The organism is Suttonella indologenes (genome assembly GCF_900460215.1).
Taxonomy (GTDB): domain Bacteria; phylum Pseudomonadota; class Gammaproteobacteria; order Cardiobacteriales; family Cardiobacteriaceae; genus Suttonella; species Suttonella indologenes.
In genome coordinates, this window is sequence record NZ_UHIA01000004.1 from 1152462 (window position 1) to 1172596 (window position 20135).

Here is a 20135-nt window from a genome sequence, read left to right on the forward strand (position 1 = left end):
CAGCGCAAAGAAAGTACGGCACAGCGCAGCGTTAAAAATAAATCATAAGAATTAAGCAATGTCAGAAATCTGGACGTTTTCAGCATAAATAGATTTTTGGGTTGAATGGCTATAATAGCCATTAAAAACGCCCTGATTGCTCAGGGCGTTTTTTAAGGGTTTAAGGATCAGGTTTAGATGATGCTAATACCGTCTTGGATATAAACCATCGTCTCTTTATCAGATCCATTCCAATAGGCGTTGTAGCCTTTAGGTTTATTATCGCCTGTATATTCCTTAAAGTCGTTACTAAAATTTGGTCTATCGACGCTGCCACCATTAGCACCCAAATCTACAGTATCGCCTTCATTGCCGTTGATAAATAGACCTGTATAGCTAATACCATCAATATCGATAGTAGTATTACCATTTAGTTTTACCGCACTAATAGATACATCTAAGCGATTGTTACCTGTTCCTGTAAGATCGATAGTTTCAAAATTAAACACTCGATCCAGACTGGTGTGTACACCAGATCCGGTAAAAAACAAGCTGTCATTGCCCTCGCCACCATCAACACGAACATCTTTATGAACACTACTTCCTATATTGCCTGCAAGCATGACTGTGTCATTACCATCACCCATATCTATCTTCGTTAAACCAAAAATAGAAATGCCGCCTGTTCCCTTGTCATTAACAATCAAGCTGTCATCACCTGCATCAAAATAAAATTTTTTACTACCGGCAATATAACCATTAACAATAACTTCGTCGTTTCCTTGACCAAGCTTAACATCACCACCTCCGTCCCAATGAGAACCAACACGAATGAGGTCACTACCATCACCAGCATCTACATTTGTAAATGCAAGGTTAACTACGTCTTTACCAATATCTAAAATATCGTTTCCATTACCTAAATTAAAGGTATATTTTCCAGTAGCCAAACCACCACCGATTTGAATCTTATCATTACCGGCGCCCATATCAATTTGAGGTCCACTGGTGATTGTATTAGGAACATATAAATAATCATCGCCGCCCGCCATATCAATATTAGGTTTTATTGATCCTGCTTGTCCTCCCAGATTTTCTCTAATGAAGATCCAATCACCTTCGACAGACATAATTATGGCTTTTTTAGGATCCGAGTCCATTCTTTGGAAACCATTAATATTGTCTATGGTAGCAAAAGTTAAGCCTTTTTTAGTATTTAAATCGGTATACAAATTTCTGATTGTATAAAGATTAACTGATGAAACATTTCCTGCTTGATCTTCAATCACCAATTGCGCATTTTTAGATTTGCGATCCCATGTTGAAGGCAGAGTTAAGTTAAATTTGCCTGAATCATCTACATTGACAGGCTGTGAGCCTGAAGTACCATCGGTATTTCGATAAGTAAGGGTGATTTTGGCGCCTTTTTCGGCTGTGCCGGTAATGGTGGTGCCATTACGATCACTTTGCACAACAGTTTCCGTATCAAAGGCTTCTATCATGGTATCCAGTTTTATGCTGAATTCTTTTTTTGCCAATACACCCGTTTTATCGATAACTTTGGCGGTGTAGATATATTCAGTGCCGTAACTGTCTTCTAAATTGTCTGTAAAACTGAATTTTTTAGTGCCTGGTTTAGTGTTTGAGGCATCTATTTCATGCACGGTTTGCTCAGCAGATTTACCGATAATATCACCCTTGCTATCACGGCTAACGGCTTGACGCACCACGACTACACTTTCACCTTCAGCTAACTCACGGTCTATTTCAAAGCTTATTTCCGGTTTTTTGTCGTTAGTTAAGCCTGTTTTCAATTCAGTGTAAGAAGTTGATTTTTCATTGCTAATTGTGCCTTTATGCCCACCGCTGTAACCCGCAGGCGTTGGACTGGTATTGGCGCCAACATCATCTTTGCCTTGCAAGTTTTCAATCTTAATTGGAGATTTCAATAAATCTTCATCAATTTTAGACTCACCATTGACTGTTGCCTCTGCTTTGACTTTGTAAACTTTAGTGGAATCAAAATCATTAATAGCTTTTGGAACAACAGTAGCATTCCACTTTTTATCAGCCACTTTGACGGTCTCAGTCCATATTGCAGCACCCTTTTCATCTAGGATTTGCACTTTAACATCAGTGCCATTGGCAATGTTTTCTGCTGTGCCTGCAATTTCAAAACCACTTTTAATCAATTTATCAGTGAGGCGTGCATATCCGTCTGAATCGATATGTTTGCTGCTACCCTTGTCTTGCGCTTCAGATTGTCCTGCAATGGTATGGATGTTAATTGCAGGTGCTTCCTTAGTGCTATTATTTTTCACTTCCTTTGCCGCAAAAGTCGCTGCATCATTACCTGCCGCATCTTGGATGGCTTTTGTATCGTCACCAGCGCTTGGATCTGTGTAAGCAACTTTGACGTTGTCGGTGCTCACAAACGGTATGGTGAAGTTCAGCTCAATATTGTTACCGTTTACAGTGACGCTGTTTGGGGTGACGGTACTGCCGTTTTTTGTCACCGTAAAGGCGGCAGGTTCAGGTGCTTTATCGCCCGTAGCCAAGTTTTCATCATAAGGAATGGTGATTTTTTTGCCAGAGGCATCAATGCTTGGCTCGTTCGCTGTGCGAGTAGGCGCAGTCAAATTGACTGTGCTGCTATCTTTCAGTGTATCGTTAGATGCAGTATTGCCCGCTTGGTCTTTAACTTTAACGACTTCAACATTGAGTGTTTCTCCGTCTTTGATTTGATCCTTATCCACAGGAATATCTATGAATTCACCAGGAGCGACTTGCCCCTCATCTTTGCCAATAGTGATTTCTTTAGTTTTACCGCCGATATTCAGCTTGATAATATCGCCTTCTACTGCTTTAGGAGAGGCGGTGACTCTCACCTTAACACCGGCTTTTTTTTCGGCGGCATTGATGTAATTATCACCACCATCAAGGATTTCCACTTTCATGTTGTCAAGGATTGGCGCAGTGCCGTCGATGTTTAAGGAAAATTCGCCGCTACTTGCCACCTCTTTGCCATTAGCATCAACAATTTTTGCAGTGAATTCTGCAATGCCTTCAGACAGCTCGGCGGTGGTGAAGTGGTATTCGGTGCCGCCGGCGGCGTTGGTTTCGGCAGTAGCTTCGCCAAGTTTTGTACCTGCTTTGTCATAGACAGTCACGACTTCGCCCTCTTCCAAGGTTCTATTTAAGGTGATGACCAGAGTCGGGGTTTTGTCGTTGCTGTGTCCCTGATGCATCACGTTGCCGGTTTGGGGGTCAACGTCATCAATGGCGTGCGTGATGTTCAGGCTAGGCTTGGTAACACTGCTGCCGTTGCTCACCGTTGTGCCTTGAGTAATGCTGGTATTTGAGTTGCCAGCTGTGTCCACAATGCCTGCTGCGTCAGTCGGTGTGCTGTCCGTATAAGCCAGCGTGACTTCGGCGTCTTTAGCGATTGGGGTGTTGAATCTCAGGGTGACTTCTTTGTCCTTGATGCTAACACCATCTGGTTTGATATTTGTGCCGTTAACAGTGATGGTAAAGTCTTTAGCAGTTGGTGCATTAGCGTCACCGCCTTTTAGCTCTTCATTGAATGGAATTTTCAGTTCTTTACCTGTCTTGTCAATTGTCGGCGTGCCGTCAATGCTCGGCGGCGTGGTATCGACTGTGGCTGTAGCTTCTGAAGCTTCGCCTGTGTTGCCTGCTTTGTCGGTAATGGTGGCGGTGACTTTCAGCGCATCCTTGCCATCTGCTGGGATTTTGCCGGTTGGGATATCGGCTTCTTTGCTTTTGCCTGCCTTGATGTCTTTGCCCACGGTGTATGTGGCAATCACATCATTACCCACTTTCACTTCAATCACATCGCCTTCTTTTGCTTCGGCAGGAGCGGTGATATTGACTTTAACATCGGCTTCTTTTTCGGCGGCATTGATGATGCCATCGCCGCCGTCTTGGATCTCCACAGTGGCTTTGTAGTCCGGTGCGGTGAGATCAATATTGAGGCTGAAGTTGTTGCTGCTGGTGACCAGATCTTTGCCTTTGTGCACTTTGGCGGTGAATTCTGCGGTGTCTTCAGACAGCTCGGCGGTGGTGAAGTGGTATTCAGTGCCGCCGGCGGCGTTGGTTTCGGCAGTAGCTTCGCCAAGTTTTGTACCTGCTTTGTCATAGACAGTCACGACTTCGCCTTCTTCCAAGTCTCTATCTAAGGTGATGACCAGAGTCGGGGTTTTGTCGTTGCTGTGTCCATCATGCATCACGTTGCCGGTTTGGGGGTCAACGTTATCAATGGCGTGCGTGATGTTCAGGCTAGGCTCGGTAACACTGCTGCCATTGCTCACTGTATAGCCAGAGAGATCATCCGCATCATTGCCTGCTTTGTCTTGGGTGGCAGGGTTGCTGGGATCTTGGTGTTTTTTGTCGCCACTGCTGTAGTCAATGCTAACGTTGTCGCCTTGGTAGATTGGGGTGTTCAATTTTAAGGTGACTTCTTTGTCCTTAATGCTCACGTCTGTGACGGTGACGGTCTTGCCGCTATCTAGCTTGACGGTGAACATGTCTGTGCTTGCCTTGGTGCCGCCCAGATTTTCATCATAGCTAAGCACTATGCTTTTGCCATCGCTGCTGACTTGCGCATCAGTAATCTTCGGCGGCGTGGTATCAGGCGCAGTGCTTGCCACAGCGGTGTCTTTGCCACTAGTGCCTGCCGGAGTTTCTTGTTGTGCAGAGACGATGCTGCCATCTTTAACGGCTTTATCAGGAATGCTGATGATGCCGGTATTCGGATCAATCCATGGGTATTGCTCGCTAGGCGTGGTGTCTAGCGCTTTGTCGTCTTGGTTTTTTGCTGTCCATTTGCCAGTGTTTGGATCTTTGGTCGCCATAATTGTGTTAGGCAGGTCCTTGTCATCCACATAATTAGTTGTTGTGCTTGAGGCATCTTCACTGGGTTTGATGGTGACTGAGGCATCTTCATGCGCTTTCACTTCCGGTTCAGGAATGTTGTCCTTAGCAGTGGCGCTGCTGTCTTTGCTGGTGCCTGCAGGGGTGTCTTGCGTGGCGGTGACTGTTGAGCCGTCTTTTACTGCTGTTGGCGGCAGGGTCACTGTGCCGGTGTTGGGGTCGATACTCGGTTTGTCCTTGCTCGGCATGTCGCTAATCGGATTGCCGACTTGGTCTTTGCCCTTCCATGTGCCATCAGGCTGTTTCGTTGTGGTGATGGTTTGTGGTTTGCCATTTTCGTCTTCATAGCTCACGTTCACTCCGGTGGCGTCTTCGGTTGGCTTGACTTTGACTGAGCCATCTTCTTTGGCATCAATGTCCGCCGGCGGTATGTCGCCATTGGTGATGGCGGTGCTTGGGCGGCTAGTGCCATCCGGAGTTTCTTGTGTGGTTTCCACAGTGCTGTTGTCTTTGACCGCAGAATCAGGAATGCTGATTACGCCGGTGTTCGGATCAATGCTAGGCTTGTCCTTGCTCGGCGTGTCGCTAATCGGATTGCCGTCTTGATCGGTGCCTGTCCATTTGCCAGTGTTCGGATCTTTGGTCGCAACGATGGTTTTCGGTTTGTCGTCTTCGCCCACATAGCTGGTGTTGGTGCCGGTGGCATCGCCGCTAGGGCTGATGGTGACATTGCCTTTATCATCCGCATCCACATCTGCTGTGTTGATCGCAGGCGGTGTTTTGGCGGTGGCGGTGGCTTCGCCGCTGGATTTGCGATTGCCATTGTCGTCAATTACTTGGCTTGCGCCCACGTCGGTGCCGTCTTTAACGGCTTTATCAGGAATGCTGATGACGCCTGTATTGGGATCAATCCATGGTTTGTCGCCATTAGGAGCAGTGGCAATTGGATTGTTGCCCATGGTTTTATCTGTTGCCGCCCATGTGTTATTACTCGGGTCTTTTTTAGCCTCGATTTGATGTGTGTTGCCCTCATCATCTGTATAGGTAGTGGTGCTGAAGATGGCTTTATCATTCGGTCTAATGATCACATCGCCATTTTTCTCGGCGCTCACTTCTGGTTTGGGGGTATTGTCTTCAATGGTGCTAGAGCTGTCTGAACCCGTACCATCAGGTCCTGTTTGCTCAGCGATGACTGTTGAGCCGTCTTTTACTGCTGCTGGCGGCAGAGTCACTGTGCCGGTCTTGGGGTCGATACTCGGTTTGTCCTTGCTCGGCATGTCGCTAATCAGATTGCCTTTTTTGTCTGTGCCTGCCCATGTGCCATCAGGCTGTTTCGTTGTGGTGATTTTATGTTCATCTCCTTTTTCGTCTGTGTAGTCGGTGATGACTTCTGTCGCGCTTGCCGTCGGGGTGATGGTGGCGCTGCCATCGTCTTCTGCCACAACTTTAGGTTTATTATTTTCGCCTAAGACTGTGCCTTGCTCCGGCAAGGATGGCGCAGGATTGCCGCCACTGTCTTTAGTGGTTTCGGCTTTAACGTCTGTATGATCTTGCACTTGGCTGGCAGGAATGCGCACTGTGCCTGTGCTCAGATCAAAGCTGGGCTCGGCGCCTTTAGGCGATTCTGCAGGCAATCTAGTGCCATTATCGAGGGTGGCAACACCATTGCTCACGGTAATCGTGCGATCATCGCCTGTGTTAGAGTCTTTATAAGTAATGATGGTTTCGCCTGCATCATCGGCAATTTTCACCGTCGCACCGCCTGTCGGAGTGGAAGTGACTGTAGGTGAGGCGCTTAAGTTGCTGTCATCAGTACCATCGTTATAGCCTGTTTTGCTGGCAACAACTGACAATTTTTGTCCTTGTTTGATTTGTGCAAGCACTTGTCCATATAAGACATTGTCAAAATTTGTTAGCCGAGTGTCGATGGCTAATTTGTGAAGGTCAAAGCTGTAACCATTGATTGCATTGCCATCTTCGTCTAAACGTGCTAAATCTTCTTCTGTGAGAGTGAAAGCTCCACCGCCCGGCATTGAAAAGACTACTTTATCCGCACCTTTTTTTAGGGCAACTGATATCTTGGCGTCATAGGTTTTGGCTGAAGGATTGTATTCACCGGCTTGCATATTCAGTTCTACCGGCAGTTTGGGAGCACTGAAGCTTAAATCATCACTTGAGGTATTGCCGGCGTCGTCTTGGCTGACGGCCTTAACTTCTGAGCTATCTTTCACGATGGTGCCGGGGATGGTGACTGTGCCTGTATTGGAGTCGATACTCGGCGCAGTATCGCTGGCTGTATTGCTAATGGGATTGCCGTTATTAGTATCTGTGGCAGTCCAATTGCCGCTTTGCGGGTCTTTCACCGCTATGATGGTGTGGGGATTGCCATTTTTGTCAATATAAGTGCTGGTGACTTTTGTTGCATCACCATTCGGCTTGACGTTTACATTGTTGTCGGCATTGGTGCTAACGTCGGGTTTATCAACGCTGTTATCCGCCGGCGGGGGGGGGGGGGGGAGGCAGGTTTATTATTATCACCGCCGCCACTGCCGCCTGCTGCCGCTGCAATCCCTGCCACAGCCAATAAGCCGATCAGCCAACCGGGATTAAATGCCCATACCGGGCTGGTGATAAATTCTTGTGTGCCTAATACTTGTCCTGCAGAAACTTGATCCGCCAGTTTCACCACTGCATCAAGCTGTTGTCCGCTTTCCGGCACATAGGCATAGTAGTTGCCGTTTTCATGCAAGCCAATCAACAGATTGTCGCCGGCTTCGTTGTAGTAGTCTTCAATGATTAAATCGGGTTGGGAGATCTCTGAGCTTTCAAAGGCAATGTGCAAATCATTGCCAGAGCGCGCCACCATGATGTTTTCCGGCGCAACTTGAGTCAAGTCGTTCACTAATTCATAGTTCACATTGCTATGGGCTTGCACGCGCACGGCATCTGTGCCGACGGTGTTGATTTTAACAGTCTCGATAGTACCGTTAGCACTGTTGATTTTTAAAGTGATATTCATAAGTTTATCCTTTGATTAGCTTAAGGTGAGTTCGGGATAAGAAAAATTTACAAAATTAAAGGGCAAATGTGATAAGTCATTGTTTCCAAATAAACAATTAACACATAAACCCTTTAATCATGGATTATCTTACTGCACTTTTCTGTCAAATCGATGACTTCTGCAAAAAAAATTGAAGCTGAATTTAATAGTAAATTGATTTCAAATGGAAAATTTCGAAATCCTAAGCCTTGCATCAATACTTCTGAAATTATTGCTATTTGGCTTTACTTTCATCATATTCGTATGCGCGATTTTATAGCCGTTAAACTTTAAAACAAGACGGAATTTCCTACGAAGAGCAAAGAAAGCAAAGTTTTGAGCAAAACTCGCTACGCAGAGCCGGCGAAACTGCAAATTTCCACAAAACCAGTTACGGAGCACTTAAAATTCCCTTTTGCCTTGCCACAGACAGCGCAGGATTTTTCGGGAACAAGCGCGTCACTGTTTGAGCGATTAACGAAGTCCGAAGCGTTTTGACGCGCGCCGAACCATAAAAATTAATTTGGCAAGCTGGCAAGGGAACTCCGCGTAGCGGAGCAAGGCAAGTGGCTGCCTTTACGTTGCTTACTAGCGTTTCTTTGGTGATTGCTTTGCGTACTTTCTTTGGCAGCGCAAAGAAAGTACGGCACAGCGCAGCGTTAAAAATAAATCATAAGAATTAAGCAATGCCAGAAATCTGGACGTTTTCAGCATAAATAGATTTTTGGGTTGAATGGCTATAAAACTTACTACCAATGGCAGGTCAAAACCATCTGGCAAAATGAATTCCCACATATGCCTAGCTACAATCGTTTTCTAGAATTATCCCAAGATGCTTTACCCATGATGTTATTGTTTTTAATTTCAAAAATGGGAATCAGCATGAGCTTTGTCCAAACCCCTTTGTTGCGCCAACGAATAAAGCGGCGGTGGGTATTGCTCCATCCGCCATAGTCTGGCGGCAGATCCCGCCAAGGTGCGCCTGTACGCAGTATCCAAAATACGGCATTGATGAATTGTCGCTTATCGCGGGCTTGACCGCCCCTGCTGCCTTTGCGTCCAGGCAGGTGGTTTTCAATAAGGCTCCATTGATGGTCGCTTAGGTCGTGGCGGCGGTGGGCTGCTTGGTTCATGGCATCATTGGGCATTGTGGGTGAGGTTGAATGATCTCATGTTTTGGATTGTGACTACACTATCTAAGAATATTCTGCAATATTTCGCTGCTGCAAACAAGCACGATTGTCTTCGCGCCGCATTTCAAACAGGGCATCGCCGAAATAGTCCGCATCTTCGCTGTCATGGCTGATTAAGAGCATGGGAATGTGGTATTCGCTTTGCAAATCCGCAATTAGGCGGCGGGTTCTGGCGCGCAGGGCGGTATCTAAGGCGGAAAAGGGTTCATCCAGTAATAAAATGCGCGGTTGGCTGACCAGTGCGCGTGCTAAGGCGACGCGTTGTTTTTGTCCACCCGAGAGTTGGGCGGGGTAGCTGTCGGCGACGGCGGCTATTTCTAGTTTTGCCAACCATTGCGCGGCTAATGCTTGGCTGCTACGCCGGCGCGGATTCCAATAGCGGCGGCGCAGGGAAAATGCCACGTTTTGCGCCACGGTGAGATGCGGAAAAAGCGCGTAATCTTGAAACAGATAGGCGACTTGCCGCGCTTGGGTGCTGAGGTTGATGCCGGCGTTTGAGTCGAAGAATACGCGCTCCTGCACGCGGATATGTCCTTCATCGGGCGTCAGCAAACCTGCTATCATTTTTAAAAACAAGGTTTTGCCGCTACCTGAAAAGCCGAGAATGACATTGCGCGCCACATCACTTTTCAGCGTCGCTTCAATTTGCAAGCCGTTGGGCAGACGTTTTTTCAGCGCGATATCCAGCATTATTTCAATCCGTCCTGCGGCACTTTTCCGCCCGCCAATGCGCTGACGCTGAGCAATACGGCTAGGCAAATCAGCGAGACGACCAAGACCAAGAAATGCGCGTCGCCGTCGCGCCCTGCCTGCACGGCTTCATAGATGGCGGTGGATAAAATCTGGGTTTTGTGCGGAATGCTGCCGGCGACCATCAGGGTCGCGCCGAATTCGCCTAAGGCGCGGGCAAAGGCGAGCAAGATGCCGGCTAAGATGCCGCGCCAAGCCAAAGGCAGGGTAATCCGCCAAAAAACCGCCGCATTGGAAATGCCCAAGCATTTCGCCGCCGCTTCGTATTGACGATCGACTTGCTCAAAGGCGGCGCGTGCCGGTTTGAAAATCAGAGGAAAAGAAACGACTACCGCCGCTAATACTGCGCCCTGCCATGTGAAAATCAGCTGAATATCGTGGCTGCGCAGCCATTGCCCTAAGTTGCTGCGGCTGCCGACTAAGACTAAGAGATAATAGCCTAAGACGGTCGGCGGCAAGACCATCGGCAAGGTGCAAAGCGTATCGAGCAGTTCGCGTCCCCAAAATTTTTTCCGCGCCAAGAGATAACCGAAGCCGATGCCCAGCCAAAGATTGATACCGATTGCCCATGTAGCCACTTTCAGCGATAAGAGTAGCGGCGGCAAAGCCTGCTGCCAATGCTGGGCGATGTCTTGCATTACCACGCCTTGGGATATGCCGATACGCCTGCAAACCCCTGTTTGCGCAAGAGCTTTGCCGTGCTTCGCGAGCGCTGTCCTGCTGCACAGACCAGCAAGACCGCTTCTTGCCTGCCGATATATTGCAGGGGATTGTCTAATAAAGCCGACATCAGGATGCAGTTATCGGCTTGCAGCAAAGGTTTTTGCGCGATTTCTTCCGCGCTGCGGATATCGATAATGCGCAAACCCTGCATTTTGGCGGCGGCAAAATCGCCTTCAAATACCGCTTCATCAACCATATCGGCGGCTTGTTTGTGATGATTGCAATCTGCCGCTTTTGCCACGCGCAAGCGCATTTGCCGCATGGAAACAAAATCATATTGCAGCAATTCGCCCGACAACGACGGTGCAAAACGCGTGATGAGTTTTATCGCTTCCAATGCCTGCCAAAGCCCCAAAGTCGCGGGTACAGGGCCTAACACGCCCAAAGCATCGCAATTGCCGCTCGGCAACACCTCTTCCGACCACAGACAGCGCCAACAAGGCAAATCGGCATGCGGCTGCATGGTAAAGAGTTGTCCGCCCATTGCCGCCGCATTGGCAAACACGACCGGTCGCCCTGTGAATAATGCGGCATCGCTTAATTGATAGGCTAATTGGCGGCTGTCGCTGCAATCTAAAACAATATCCGCCGCCTGCATTGCCGCTACGATTTCCGCCGTCGATAAACGCCGCTCAATCGCCTGAAAACTGCCTTCGGCGCGAGCCTCACAAAATGCGGCGGCGGCGACGGCTTTATTTCTGCCGATATCGCCGCGCGTAAATAAAATTTGCCGATGCAGATTGCTCAAAGCTACCGCATCGTCATCCACAATCATCAATGCGCCCACGCCAGCCGCAGCCAAATAAGGAATGGCTGTCGCGCCCAAGCCGCCTGCGCCGAAAATCAGCACTTTGGCGGCGGCAAGACGGGCTTGCGTTTCTGCATTCATGCCCTGCACTTTGAGTTGGCGCGAAAAATCCATCATGTTTTCAATCCTTACGAATAAACAGCGCAATCAGTATCTGCGCAACTCCTGCGATAAGCAGCAAAATCCCCATGCTCAGCATCACGGCGGCTTTGACTTTGCCTTCGGTAAAAAAAGCCGCCAGCAATGCCAGCGCCAACAGCAGATACAATAATTTGAGCAATAAACGCGCAGGAGCGGCTTTCATTTTAGCCACAGCAATGATGGTTCAATGTCCATTCGGCGCTGCCGTCTCGGTAAAACTCATGTTTCCAAATCGGCACTTCACCTTTAATCGTGTCGATAATAAAGCGGCAGGCTTCAAAGGCGCTGCCGCGATGTCCGGCGCTCACGCCAATCCACACCGCAATATCGCCGATCTGCAATTCGCCGACGCGATGAATGCACAATGCCGCTTCAATATCAAAACGCGCCAGCGCCGCTTTCACAATTTTCGCGCCCTCTTTTTCCGCCATGGCGGTATAAGCGCTGTAAATCAACTTGTCCACCGCCTTGCCGTTATGATGATCGCGCACCCAGCCCTCAAAGCTGACGAAACCGCCACAATCAGAGCGCAATATACTCGCGCGTGCCGCTGCAATATCAATCGCTTGTTCACTAATCTGAAATCGCATTCAGCCTCCCGATACCGGCGGAATAAAGGCGATTTCATCGCCCTCTGCCAAGCCGTCCTGCCAGTCGGCAAAGGCTTGGTTACGCGCCACGCGCAATTGGTTTTGCGCCAAGCTGAAGCCGTAGCGCTCGCGCAATTGCGCATAAACTGCGGCTAAGGTATCTGCCGTGGTCTCCAGCAGTTCTTCCGCTTTTGCCGCTTCTTCGCCTAATTGGGCGAAATATAAAACTTTAATCTGCATCATCTGTCCTTGTAAAATCTGATTTGCCGCCGCTCTTGGTCAATAATTGCACGCGCTCAATGACAATCTCATGGCTTAATGCCTTGCACATATCGTAAATCGTCAGCGCGGCAATCGACGCCGCCGTCAAAGCTTCCATTTCCACCCCGGTTTTATGCGTCACGCGGCATTCGCTGATAATGTTCAGGCAGCATTGCCCGTCATCATAGCTAAATTGCAGCCCGACTTTATCCAACGGCAGCGGATGGCAGAGCGGAATCAATTGCGCGGTTTGTTTCGCACCCATAATCCCGGCGATATGCGCCACATCGGTAATCGCGCCTTTTTTGGTCTGCCCGTTGACGGCGCGCAAGGCTTGGTACACTTGCGGCGGAAAACGCACTACCGCCTGCGCACGCGCGCTGCGTGTCGTAACGCTTTTTACGCCCACATCGACCATATTCACATCGCCGTTTCCGTCTAAATGACTAAATCCGCTCATAATATTCCTTTGCCTGCTGCCATTCTTCCGGCGTATTAAAGCCCAATAGCGGTGACCACTCTTGCGGCAGGGCGACCAATTTCGCCCCCTGCACCGAATTCAGCGGCTGCAAAGCACGAATGCCGCCCGCCAACCATTGCTCAATCCGCGGCAGCAGTGCGACTTCGGCATAGGCGAACACATTATGCAATTGTCCGCGCTCGGCGATGGTTATCCACGATGCCGGTTGAGATTTGCCCAACACATCACGCAATTGCGCTGCCGTCAGCAAAGTATCCACCGGCATCAGATAAGTACCTTGTCCGCCGCAAAGTGCCAAAGCTTGCAAAGCCCCCGCCAATGCCGACAAAGGCCCCGCCCGCTCCGGCAATTTGTCTTGCACGCGCACAATATCGGCAGGCAAATCGGCATAATCCACGCCGGCAGCGGCGATTTGCACGCGAAAGCCCGCTTCTTGCGCCATGTGCACATGGCGTTGCAGCAGGCTTTCATCGCCGAGCGGCAGCAATGCCTTGTCCTGCCCCATGCGCGTCGAAGCGCCGCCGCATAAAATCGTGAGGCAATCAGTCATCGGCGCGCGTCAGATGCGGATAGAAATTACAGGGACCTGTGCGGCTGTCCAATTGTTCGCACAGAACTTTTTCCCAACCGGTCTTGCAGGCGCCGGTAGAACCGGGCAGACAGAACACCGCGGTGCGGTTTGCCATGCCCGCCAAAGCGCGCGACTGCATGGTGCTTAAGCCGATTTCTTGCATGGAAGCGGCGCGAAAAACCTCACCGAAACCGTCAATCTGTTTGTCGAATAAGACCGATACCGCTTCCGGTGTATTATCGCGTCCATAAAAACCGGTACCGCCCGTGATTAAGACCACTTGCACGGATTTATCGGCAATCCATTGCGCCACTTGTGCGCGGATACCGTATTTATCGTCCGTAAGCAATTCACGCGCAGCCAAATGATGCCCTGCTGCCTGAAGCACTTCGACTAAATATTGTCCTGAGGTGTCTTCCGCCAAAGTCCGCGTGTCCGATACGGTCAAGACCGCGATGTTTAGAGGGTAAAATTGTTTTTCCGCATGGCTCATAAATTTCTCCTTTAACCGCCAATTTGCGCCAAATGCGCCATGATGCCCGAATCATTACTATGCAATTGATGACTTGCGGGCTTAACCGCAATCAGGCGCTGCAATTGGGCTTTCAAGCCCTGCACGTCGCCGGCGCGCAGATAATCGCGCAAATCATAGTTAATGCTGTCAAATAAACACAGATGCATTTTGCCTGTTGAAGTAACGCGCAAACGATTGCAACTGCTGCAAAAATCCTTGCTGTACGGTGCAATGATGCCGATACCGCCGGCATAATCGGCATGGCTGAATTCCAATGCCGGACCTGATAAAGGCGTGCGTTCGCGCAGCACCCAGCCCTCCGCCAGCAGCATTTGCGTGATTTCCGCCGCGCTGATATGCGATTTCTCATAAAGAGCGGTATTGTCATTGGTGCGCATCAGTTCGATAAAACGCATGGTCAGCGGCCGTTCTTTCACAAAAGCCAAAGTATCCGCCAAAGTCTCGGACGCGGTTTCGCGCATCAATAAGGCATTGAGCTTGATATGGCGAAAGCCTTCATCCAACATTTTTTCCACCGCCTGCAAAATGCCGGCAAGACTGTTTCTGCCTGTCATGCGGCGGAAAGTCTCTTCACGAAAACTGTCCACGGAAATATTGAATTGCGCGATGCCGGCATCAATCAGCGGACGATAAAGTTTGTCCAAGCGGTGCGCATTGGTGGTAATCGCTACTTTCTTAATACCCGCCTGCGCCGCGCAGATTTGCGCAATCTCGACAATATCGCGGCGCATGGTCGGTTCGCCGCCGGTCAGACGGATTTTTTCCGTGCCGGATTCGGCAAAAGCGCGCACCAAGATTTCAATCTCGGCAAGACTTAATTCATCGGGCGTGGCGCAGCCTTGATAGCCTTCGGGCAGACAATACACGCAGCGGTAATTGCAAAAATCGGTAACAGACAAACGCAAATAAGCGATGCGGCGCTGGAAAGGGTCAATCAATGCGGCGGAACTCATCAATCGCCTCCTGAAAAATGGCTGAAGAAAGGATGCACGGCGACTATTGTACCGGCAGTGGGATTTTCCATCTCTTCCGGTAAATCAATCAGACAATTGGCGCTCGACAAACCATGCACGCGGTGAGAATCCTGCCGCGAAGCGCTGCCCACTTCCCAGCCCTTGGCGCCCATCTGCATCACGCCGCGCTGAAAATCGCGCCGTCCTGCGCCCTTTTTCAAGTCTTGATTCAAAGGCAGATGCAGCACCAAATCCGGCAAGGCTTGCGCATGCGCCATCTGGCGCAAAGCGGGGTTGACCAAGCGGTTCATGCCCACATAACTGGATACGGGATTGCCCGGCAGACCGAAATATACCGCCCGCCCGATTTTGCCGAAGACAAAAGGCTTGCCCGGCTTCATCTTCACTTTATAGGTATGAATCTCACCCAAGGCTTCCACCGCCATTTTCAAGAAATCGTAATCGCCGACCGACACGCCGCCGGAAGTAATCACCGCATCGCAATCTTGCCCCGCCTGCGCCAAAGCCACTTTAATCGCCTCTATATCGTCGGCAATCAAGCCCATATCCACAATTTCCACCGGCAGACGGCGCAGCAAGGCGCAAATCATCGCGCGGTTGCTGTCATAAATCTGTCCTTCCCGGCTTAATGTCTCGCCGACGGCAAGCAATTCGTCGCCGGTAGAGAAGATGGCGACGCGCAATTTTTTAAACACCGGTACTTGCGCAATGCCCAAAGAAGCCAGCAATAAAATATCCGCCGCATTCAGACAGCGACCAGTATATAAAACGGCATCGCCGCCCCGCAATTCTTCGCCGGCGCGACGGATATTGGCACCCTCGCGGCAATCTTTCGTTAAGACGATGCGATCCGCCTCGCGCCGCACATGCTCTTGCATGATGACGCAGCGGCATTGCGCCGGTACGACTGCGCCCGTCATAATCCGCACCGTCTGCCCTGCCTGCACCGCGCCCTCAAAAGGCTTGCCGGCAATCGATTCGCCAATCACGCTGAAAACGCTATCCGCCTGTGCCGCTTCCGCCAAGGCATAGCCGTCCATAGCAGACACATCCGCCGGCGGAATATTCACATTGGAAATCATCTCCTGCGCCAGAATACGCCCCTGTGCCTGATCAAGCGGCACATGTTCTTGTTCCTGCTGCTGATGCGCGGCGAGCGTCGCGCGGATACGTTCTTGTAATTCGTCTACACTAAGCATATTGCCTCTCTTTTTGCGCCGCATTGTACGCTTTCTATCGTTTTTTTTCAGCTTTTAAGATGATTTTTGATTGTTTCAACCGAAAATTGACGCGATTTGTTAAAAAATTATTGAAAATTGAGATTATTTTTAAATTTTTCCAAAACAACTTTCTCTATTTTTACATTATTTTCTTATAGTTGCTTTAATTAGAACCTTTTTAATCCTTTTTATTTCAATTATATGCTTATTTGCAAATCTATGGATTAAGTCTATACTACGAACACAAAAAAAACGGAGGCAATCATGGCAAATAATAGAAAAGTAATGCTTTTCATGACGAAAAAAGGTTTATTTCTTATCATTTTCTGCGCATTGCTCATCGGAGCCATCGGACTGTATGCCACGCATTGGTCTTTGCGCGCCACCAGCACGACCGAATTCTGCGTCAGCTGCCACTCGATGGAAAAACCCTTGAAAGAATGGCAAAGCAGCAAACATTTTTCCAATGTCAAAGGCATTCAGGCGGGTTGTGCGGACTGCCATATCCCGCACGATAACGACTGGGTGTATGTGAAAACCAAAATCACCACCGGCTTGAAAGATATGATTGCCGAGATGCGCGGCACCATCCCCGATGCCGCTGCCTTTGAAGAAAAACGCGGCGAGATGGCAAAACGCGTCTGGGCAGAAATGGAGAAAAACAATTCCGCCACCTGCCGCAGCTGCCATAAAGCGGAAGTTTGGGACATTTATGCGCAATCCGAAAAAGCGCAGCGCGAACATCAGAGAATGGAAAGCGAAAACATGACCTGTATCAGCTGCCACCGCGGTATCGCGCATTTTCCGCCTGAATTTACCGAAGACGCCGACCGCGCTGCCGGACATTTGCACGAACTGGCGGCAAAAACCGCCGACAATGCCGCCGCTCTCTTCCCTATCGCCGAAATCGAAGGCTATGCCGACAGCGGCAAGCAAAAGGCTGCGGCGAGAATCTTCCCCAGCACCGCGCTGAAAGTGCTTGCCGGCGAAGGCGGTATGCGCCAAGTGCAAATTGAGGGCTTCCAGCAGGAAGGCGCGGAGCAAGTCATTTACGCGCAGCACGGTAAACGCATCATTGCGGCGGTCATCAACGACCCGATGCTGGAAAACATTAGCGTGCAGGGTGAGTTCCGACACCATGAAGCCAGCGATACCAATTGGCGCCCCGTTCAATTCAGCGCATGGATTAGCGCGGAACATATGCTTTCCGATGTGCAAGCCCTATGGGATTATGGCGATGAGCTGAATAACGCTTATTGTGGCGGTTGCCATGCGGTTATCCCTGCGCATCATTACAACGCCAACCAATGGCCCGCGATTGTTAACGGCATGGCAAACCGTACCTCCATTAACGAAAACGGCAAATTAGTCTTAACCTACTACCTTCAAAATCACTCGAAAGATGTCACAGGAGCTAACCATGACTAAACAACACTCTTCCAGCCGTCGCAGCTTCATCCGCAACAGCGGCTTGCTGGCGGGCGCAGGCGCACTGTCTCCGACAATGTCGGCAAAAGCCTTCGCGCAGGCGGCTAAAAACGGGCAAATCATCACTGCCGCCCACTGGGGTCCCTTGGTCATCAATGTCGATAGCAGCGGCAAAGTCACTTCATCAGGGCCCGCCGTGCCGGCGAAATTGAAAAACCCCCTACAAACCGTGGTCGCTGATCAAATTTATAATAAAGTCCGCATCAAGCAACCGATGGTGCGCAAAGGCTTTTTGGATAATCTGGACAACGTCACCCAGCCGGACGGCAAACGCGGCGACGACGAATTCGTGCCGATTTCTTGGAAAGAAGCCTATGATTTAATCGAAAAACAATTACGCCGCGTCCGCGAAGCCTACGGCGCCGACGGCATCTTCGCCGGCTCTTACGGCTGGCGTTCCTCAGGCGTATTACATAAAGCCTTTACCCTCTTACAACGCTTCATGACCCTTTCCGGCGGCTATGTCGGGCATCTGGGCGACTATTCTACCGGTGCGGCGCAAGTCATCATGCCGCATGTCATGGGCACGGTCGAAGTCTATGAACAGCCCACCAGCTGGGAAGTGGTGCTGCGCGAAAGCAAAGTCGTGGTCATTTGGAGCGCCAATATCGCCAACAGCTCGCAAATCGCGTGGTCGGCATCGGATTGCCAAGGACGCGACTATCTGCTCAAGCTCAAAGAAAGCGGCATTAAAGTCATCGCCATCGACCCTACCCTATCCGAAACCGCAGAAATTTTGGGCGATGCCTGCGAATGGATTCCGGTCAACCCCACCACCGATGTGCCGCTGATGCTGGGCATCTGCCATGAATTGATGGCCAATGATTGGCATGACAAAGCCTTCTTGGAAAAATACTGCGTCGGCGCCGACATCGTTGCCGACTATATCCAAGGCAAAGAAGACGGCATCGCCAAAACCCCTGAATGGGCGGCGGAAATCTGCGGCGTCAGTGCCGAAAAAATTCGCGAACTGGCGAAACTCTTCCACGAAAATCGCACCATGTTCATGGCGGGCTGGGCGATGCAGCGCCAGCATCACGGCGAACAAACCCATTGGATGCTGGTAACGCTCGCCGCTTTCCTAGGACAAATCGGACTGCCCGGCGGCGGATTCGGATTGTCTTACCATTATTCCAACGGTGGCGTGCCCGAGCGTAAAGCCGGTGTATTGCCCAATATCGGCATCACGCCCAGCAGCGGCAGCTCTGCCAATAACAAAGACTGGCTCTTGACCGCCACCGAACTCTCCTTTCCTGTGGCGCGCATCTCCGACGCCCTGCACAATCCCGGCGCGCAATACCCCTACAACGGACAAACGCGCACCTATCCGCATATCCGCCTGATTTGGTGGTGCGGCGGCAACCCCTTCCATCATCATCAAGACTTGAACCGCCTGCGCAAAGGCTGGCAAAAACCCGAAGTCATCATCGTCTCCGAACCCTATTGGACGGCGACCGCCAAACATGCCGACATCGTTCTGCCCGCCACCACCAGCTACGAGCGCAACGACCTCACCATGACCGGCGACTACTCCAATATGCACATCGTGCCGATGAAAAAAGTCGTCGAACCGCAAGGCGAAGCCAAAGACGATTACGAAGTCTTTGCCGAACTCTCGCGTCGTTTCGGCGTGGAAGCGGAATTTACCGAAGGTCGCGGCGAAATGAGCTGGCTGGCGCATCTCTACGGACAAGTGGAAGCCGCAGCACGTCAGCAACACATCCCCATGCCGCGTTTCCGCCAATTCTGGGATGAGAACAAAGTCTATGAAAACCCAATCAGCGAACGCGGCGTCGAATGGGTGCGCTATGCCGATTTTCGCAAAGACCCCGTCTTAAATCCGCTCGGCACGCCCTCAGGCAAAATCGAACTCTTCTCGAAAACGATTGAAGCTATGAATTACGAAGACTGCCGCGGACACGCCTCATGGCTGCCGCCGGTGGAATATCTCGGCAATGCACCCGAAGAATATCCCCTGCACATGGTCACTCCGCACAGCCACTACCGCCTGCACTCGCAGCTCAACCAAACCAGCCTGCGCGAGCAATATGCGGTTGCTAACCGCGAACCGGTGTGGATACATCCTGAAGACGCGCAAGCGCGCGACATTGCCGACGGCGATTTAGTCCGCATCTATAACGGACGCGGACAAGTGCTGGCAGGCGCAGTAGTGACCGAACGCGTGGCAAAACGCGTGCTTGCCCTGCACGAAGGCGCTTGGTACGACCCAGCAGATGGCAGCGACAATGCCCTGTGCAAAAACGGCTGCGGCAACGTCTTGGCGATTGACCGCGGCACCTCCTCGCTCGCCCAAGGCAATACGGGACAAACCGCCGTCGTCAATATTGAGAAATACAGCGGCGAAGCCCCTGAACTCACCGCTTTCACGCCGCCTAAAGGCGCAGCATAAGCGGCACATAAACAATAAATAACGACGGAGCAATCCGCCGTTATTTATTGTAGGTATATCTAGATTTGTTTCTTTAATAAT

Annotated in this window: 15 protein-coding genes and 1 pseudogene; 2 read left to right on the top strand and 14 right to left on the bottom strand. The window is 50.3% G+C overall.

Translation table 11 applies throughout. From position 1 onward, the window contains the following. Nucleotides 1-173: 173 nt before the first annotated feature. The 14 genes and pseudogenes from DYC63_RS09720 to moeA form a co-directional block, all read right to left on the bottom strand. Nucleotides 174-7232: a SwmB domain-containing protein gene (locus DYC63_RS09720; RefSeq protein WP_115219040.1), complete on the bottom strand. Its 7059-nt coding sequence runs from the start codon at nt 7230-7232 to the stop codon at nt 174-176. A gap of 80 nt (nt 7233-7312) precedes the next feature. Continuing rightward, entirely contained in the window at nt 7313-7888 is a 576-nt protein-coding gene (locus DYC63_RS09725) for a hypothetical protein (protein WP_115219041.1), read from the bottom strand. 902 nt (nt 7889-8790) lie between these two features. Beyond that, nucleotides 8791-9042: pseudogene (locus tag DYC63_RS09730) on the bottom strand (transposase); the annotation flags it as partial. A 63-nt stretch (nt 9043-9105) separates the two neighbouring features. Further along, a complete protein-coding gene (locus tag DYC63_RS09735) occupies nt 9106-9792 on the bottom strand; it encodes a sulfate/molybdate ABC transporter ATP-binding protein (RefSeq protein WP_115219042.1) in 687 nt (228 codons plus the stop codon). After that, a complete protein-coding gene (gene modB / locus DYC63_RS09740; protein WP_115219043.1) occupies nt 9792-10490 on the bottom strand; it encodes a molybdate ABC transporter permease subunit in 699 nt (232 codons plus the stop codon). Before modB ends, DYC63_RS09735 begins: the two co-directional genes overlap by 1 nt. Then, nucleotides 10490-11500, bottom strand: a complete 1011-nt coding sequence (locus tag DYC63_RS09745; RefSeq protein WP_115219044.1) for a HesA/MoeB/ThiF family protein — start codon at nt 11498-11500, stop codon at nt 10490-10492. Before DYC63_RS09745 ends, modB begins: the two co-directional genes overlap by 1 nt. A gap of 4 nt (nt 11501-11504) precedes the next feature. After that, nucleotides 11505-11687: a hypothetical protein gene (locus tag DYC63_RS09750; RefSeq protein WP_115219045.1), complete on the bottom strand. Its 183-nt coding sequence runs from the start codon at nt 11685-11687 to the stop codon at nt 11505-11507. Between the two features lies 1 nt (nt 11688). Then, nucleotides 11689-12114, bottom strand: a complete 426-nt coding sequence (locus DYC63_RS09755) for a molybdenum cofactor biosynthesis protein MoaE (RefSeq protein WP_115219046.1) — start codon at nt 12112-12114, stop codon at nt 11689-11691. Next, nucleotides 12115-12354, bottom strand: a complete 240-nt coding sequence (gene moaD, locus DYC63_RS09760; protein ID WP_218564605.1) for a molybdopterin converting factor subunit 1 — start codon at nt 12352-12354, stop codon at nt 12115-12117. It abuts the gene before it with no gap. Next, on the bottom strand, nt 12344-12835 hold the full coding sequence (moaC, locus tag DYC63_RS09765; protein ID WP_115219048.1) for a cyclic pyranopterin monophosphate synthase MoaC: 492 nt from the start codon (nt 12833-12835) through the stop codon (nt 12344-12346). Before moaC ends, moaD begins: the two co-directional genes overlap by 11 nt. Next, the gene (gene mobA / locus DYC63_RS09770) at nt 12822-13406 is read right to left on the bottom strand and encodes a molybdenum cofactor guanylyltransferase (RefSeq protein WP_115219049.1); all 585 of its coding nucleotides are present in this window, start codon (nt 13404-13406) and stop codon (nt 12822-12824) included. The genes moaC and mobA overlap by 14 nt, the downstream gene beginning before the upstream one ends. Then, nucleotides 13399-13920, bottom strand: coding sequence for a molybdenum cofactor biosynthesis protein B (gene moaB, locus DYC63_RS09775; protein WP_115219050.1), 522 nt, complete (start codon nt 13918-13920; stop codon nt 13399-13401). Before moaB ends, mobA begins: the two co-directional genes overlap by 8 nt. 11 nt (nt 13921-13931) lie before the next feature. Then, nucleotides 13932-14915, bottom strand: coding sequence for a GTP 3',8-cyclase MoaA (moaA, locus tag DYC63_RS09780; protein WP_115219051.1), 984 nt, complete (start codon nt 14913-14915; stop codon nt 13932-13934). Continuing rightward, complete coding sequence (gene moeA, locus DYC63_RS09785) at nt 14915-16135, bottom strand: molybdopterin molybdotransferase MoeA (protein ID WP_115219509.1); 1221 nt, start codon at nt 16133-16135, stop codon at nt 14915-14917. The genes moaA and moeA overlap by 1 nt, the downstream gene beginning before the upstream one ends. 285 nt (nt 16136-16420) lie before the next feature. Between moeA and DYC63_RS09790 the strand changes: the two genes are divergently transcribed. Then, nucleotides 16421-17584: a NapC/NirT family cytochrome c gene (locus DYC63_RS09790; protein ID WP_115219052.1), complete on the top strand. Its 1164-nt coding sequence runs from the start codon at nt 16421-16423 to the stop codon at nt 17582-17584. After that, nucleotides 17577-20054: a molybdopterin guanine dinucleotide-containing S/N-oxide reductase gene (locus DYC63_RS09795; RefSeq protein ID WP_115219053.1), complete on the top strand. Its 2478-nt coding sequence runs from the start codon at nt 17577-17579 to the stop codon at nt 20052-20054. The genes DYC63_RS09790 and DYC63_RS09795 overlap by 8 nt, the downstream gene beginning before the upstream one ends. Nucleotides 20055-20135 lie beyond the last annotated feature (81 nt).

Excerpts from the sequence above, each read along its gene's own strand:
- DYC63_RS09735 (WP_115219042.1), bottom strand. The coding sequence starts at position 9,792 with ATGCTGGATATCGCGCTGAAAAAACGTCTGCCCAACGGCTTGCAAATT.
- moeA (WP_115219509.1), bottom strand. The coding sequence starts at position 16,135 with ATGCTTAGTGTAGACGAATTACAAGAACGTATCCGCGCGACGCTCGCC.
- mobA (WP_115219049.1), bottom strand. The coding sequence starts at position 13,406 with ATGACTGATTGCCTCACGATTTTATGCGGCGGCGCTTCGACGCGCATG.
- DYC63_RS09725 (WP_115219041.1), bottom strand. The coding sequence starts at position 7,888 with ATGAATATCACTTTAAAAATCAACAGTGCTAACGGTACTATCGAGACT.
- DYC63_RS09750 (WP_115219045.1), bottom strand. The coding sequence starts at position 11,687 with ATGAAAGCCGCTCCTGCGCGTTTATTGCTCAAATTATTGTATCTGCTG.
- moaD (WP_218564605.1), bottom strand. The coding sequence starts at position 12,354 with ATGCAGATTAAAGTTTTATATTTCGCCCAATTAGGCGAAGAAGCGGCA.
- DYC63_RS09745 (WP_115219044.1), bottom strand. The coding sequence starts at position 11,500 with ATGATGGATTTTTCGCGCCAACTCAAAGTGCAGGGCATGAATGCAGAA.
- DYC63_RS09755 (WP_115219046.1), bottom strand. The coding sequence starts at position 12,114 with ATGCGATTTCAGATTAGTGAACAAGCGATTGATATTGCAGCGGCACGC.
- DYC63_RS09795 (WP_115219053.1), top strand. The coding sequence starts at position 17,577 with ATGACTAAACAACACTCTTCCAGCCGTCGCAGCTTCATCCGCAACAGC.
- modB (WP_115219043.1), bottom strand. The coding sequence starts at position 10,490 with ATGCAAGACATCGCCCAGCATTGGCAGCAGGCTTTGCCGCCGCTACTC.
- moaB (WP_115219050.1), bottom strand. The coding sequence starts at position 13,920 with ATGAGCCATGCGGAAAAACAATTTTACCCTCTAAACATCGCGGTCTTG.
- moaA (WP_115219051.1), bottom strand. The coding sequence starts at position 14,915 with ATGAGTTCCGCCGCATTGATTGACCCTTTCCAGCGCCGCATCGCTTAT.
- moaC (WP_115219048.1), bottom strand. The coding sequence starts at position 12,835 with ATGAGCGGATTTAGTCATTTAGACGGAAACGGCGATGTGAATATGGTC.
- DYC63_RS09790 (WP_115219052.1), top strand. The coding sequence starts at position 16,421 with ATGGCAAATAATAGAAAAGTAATGCTTTTCATGACGAAAAAAGGTTTA.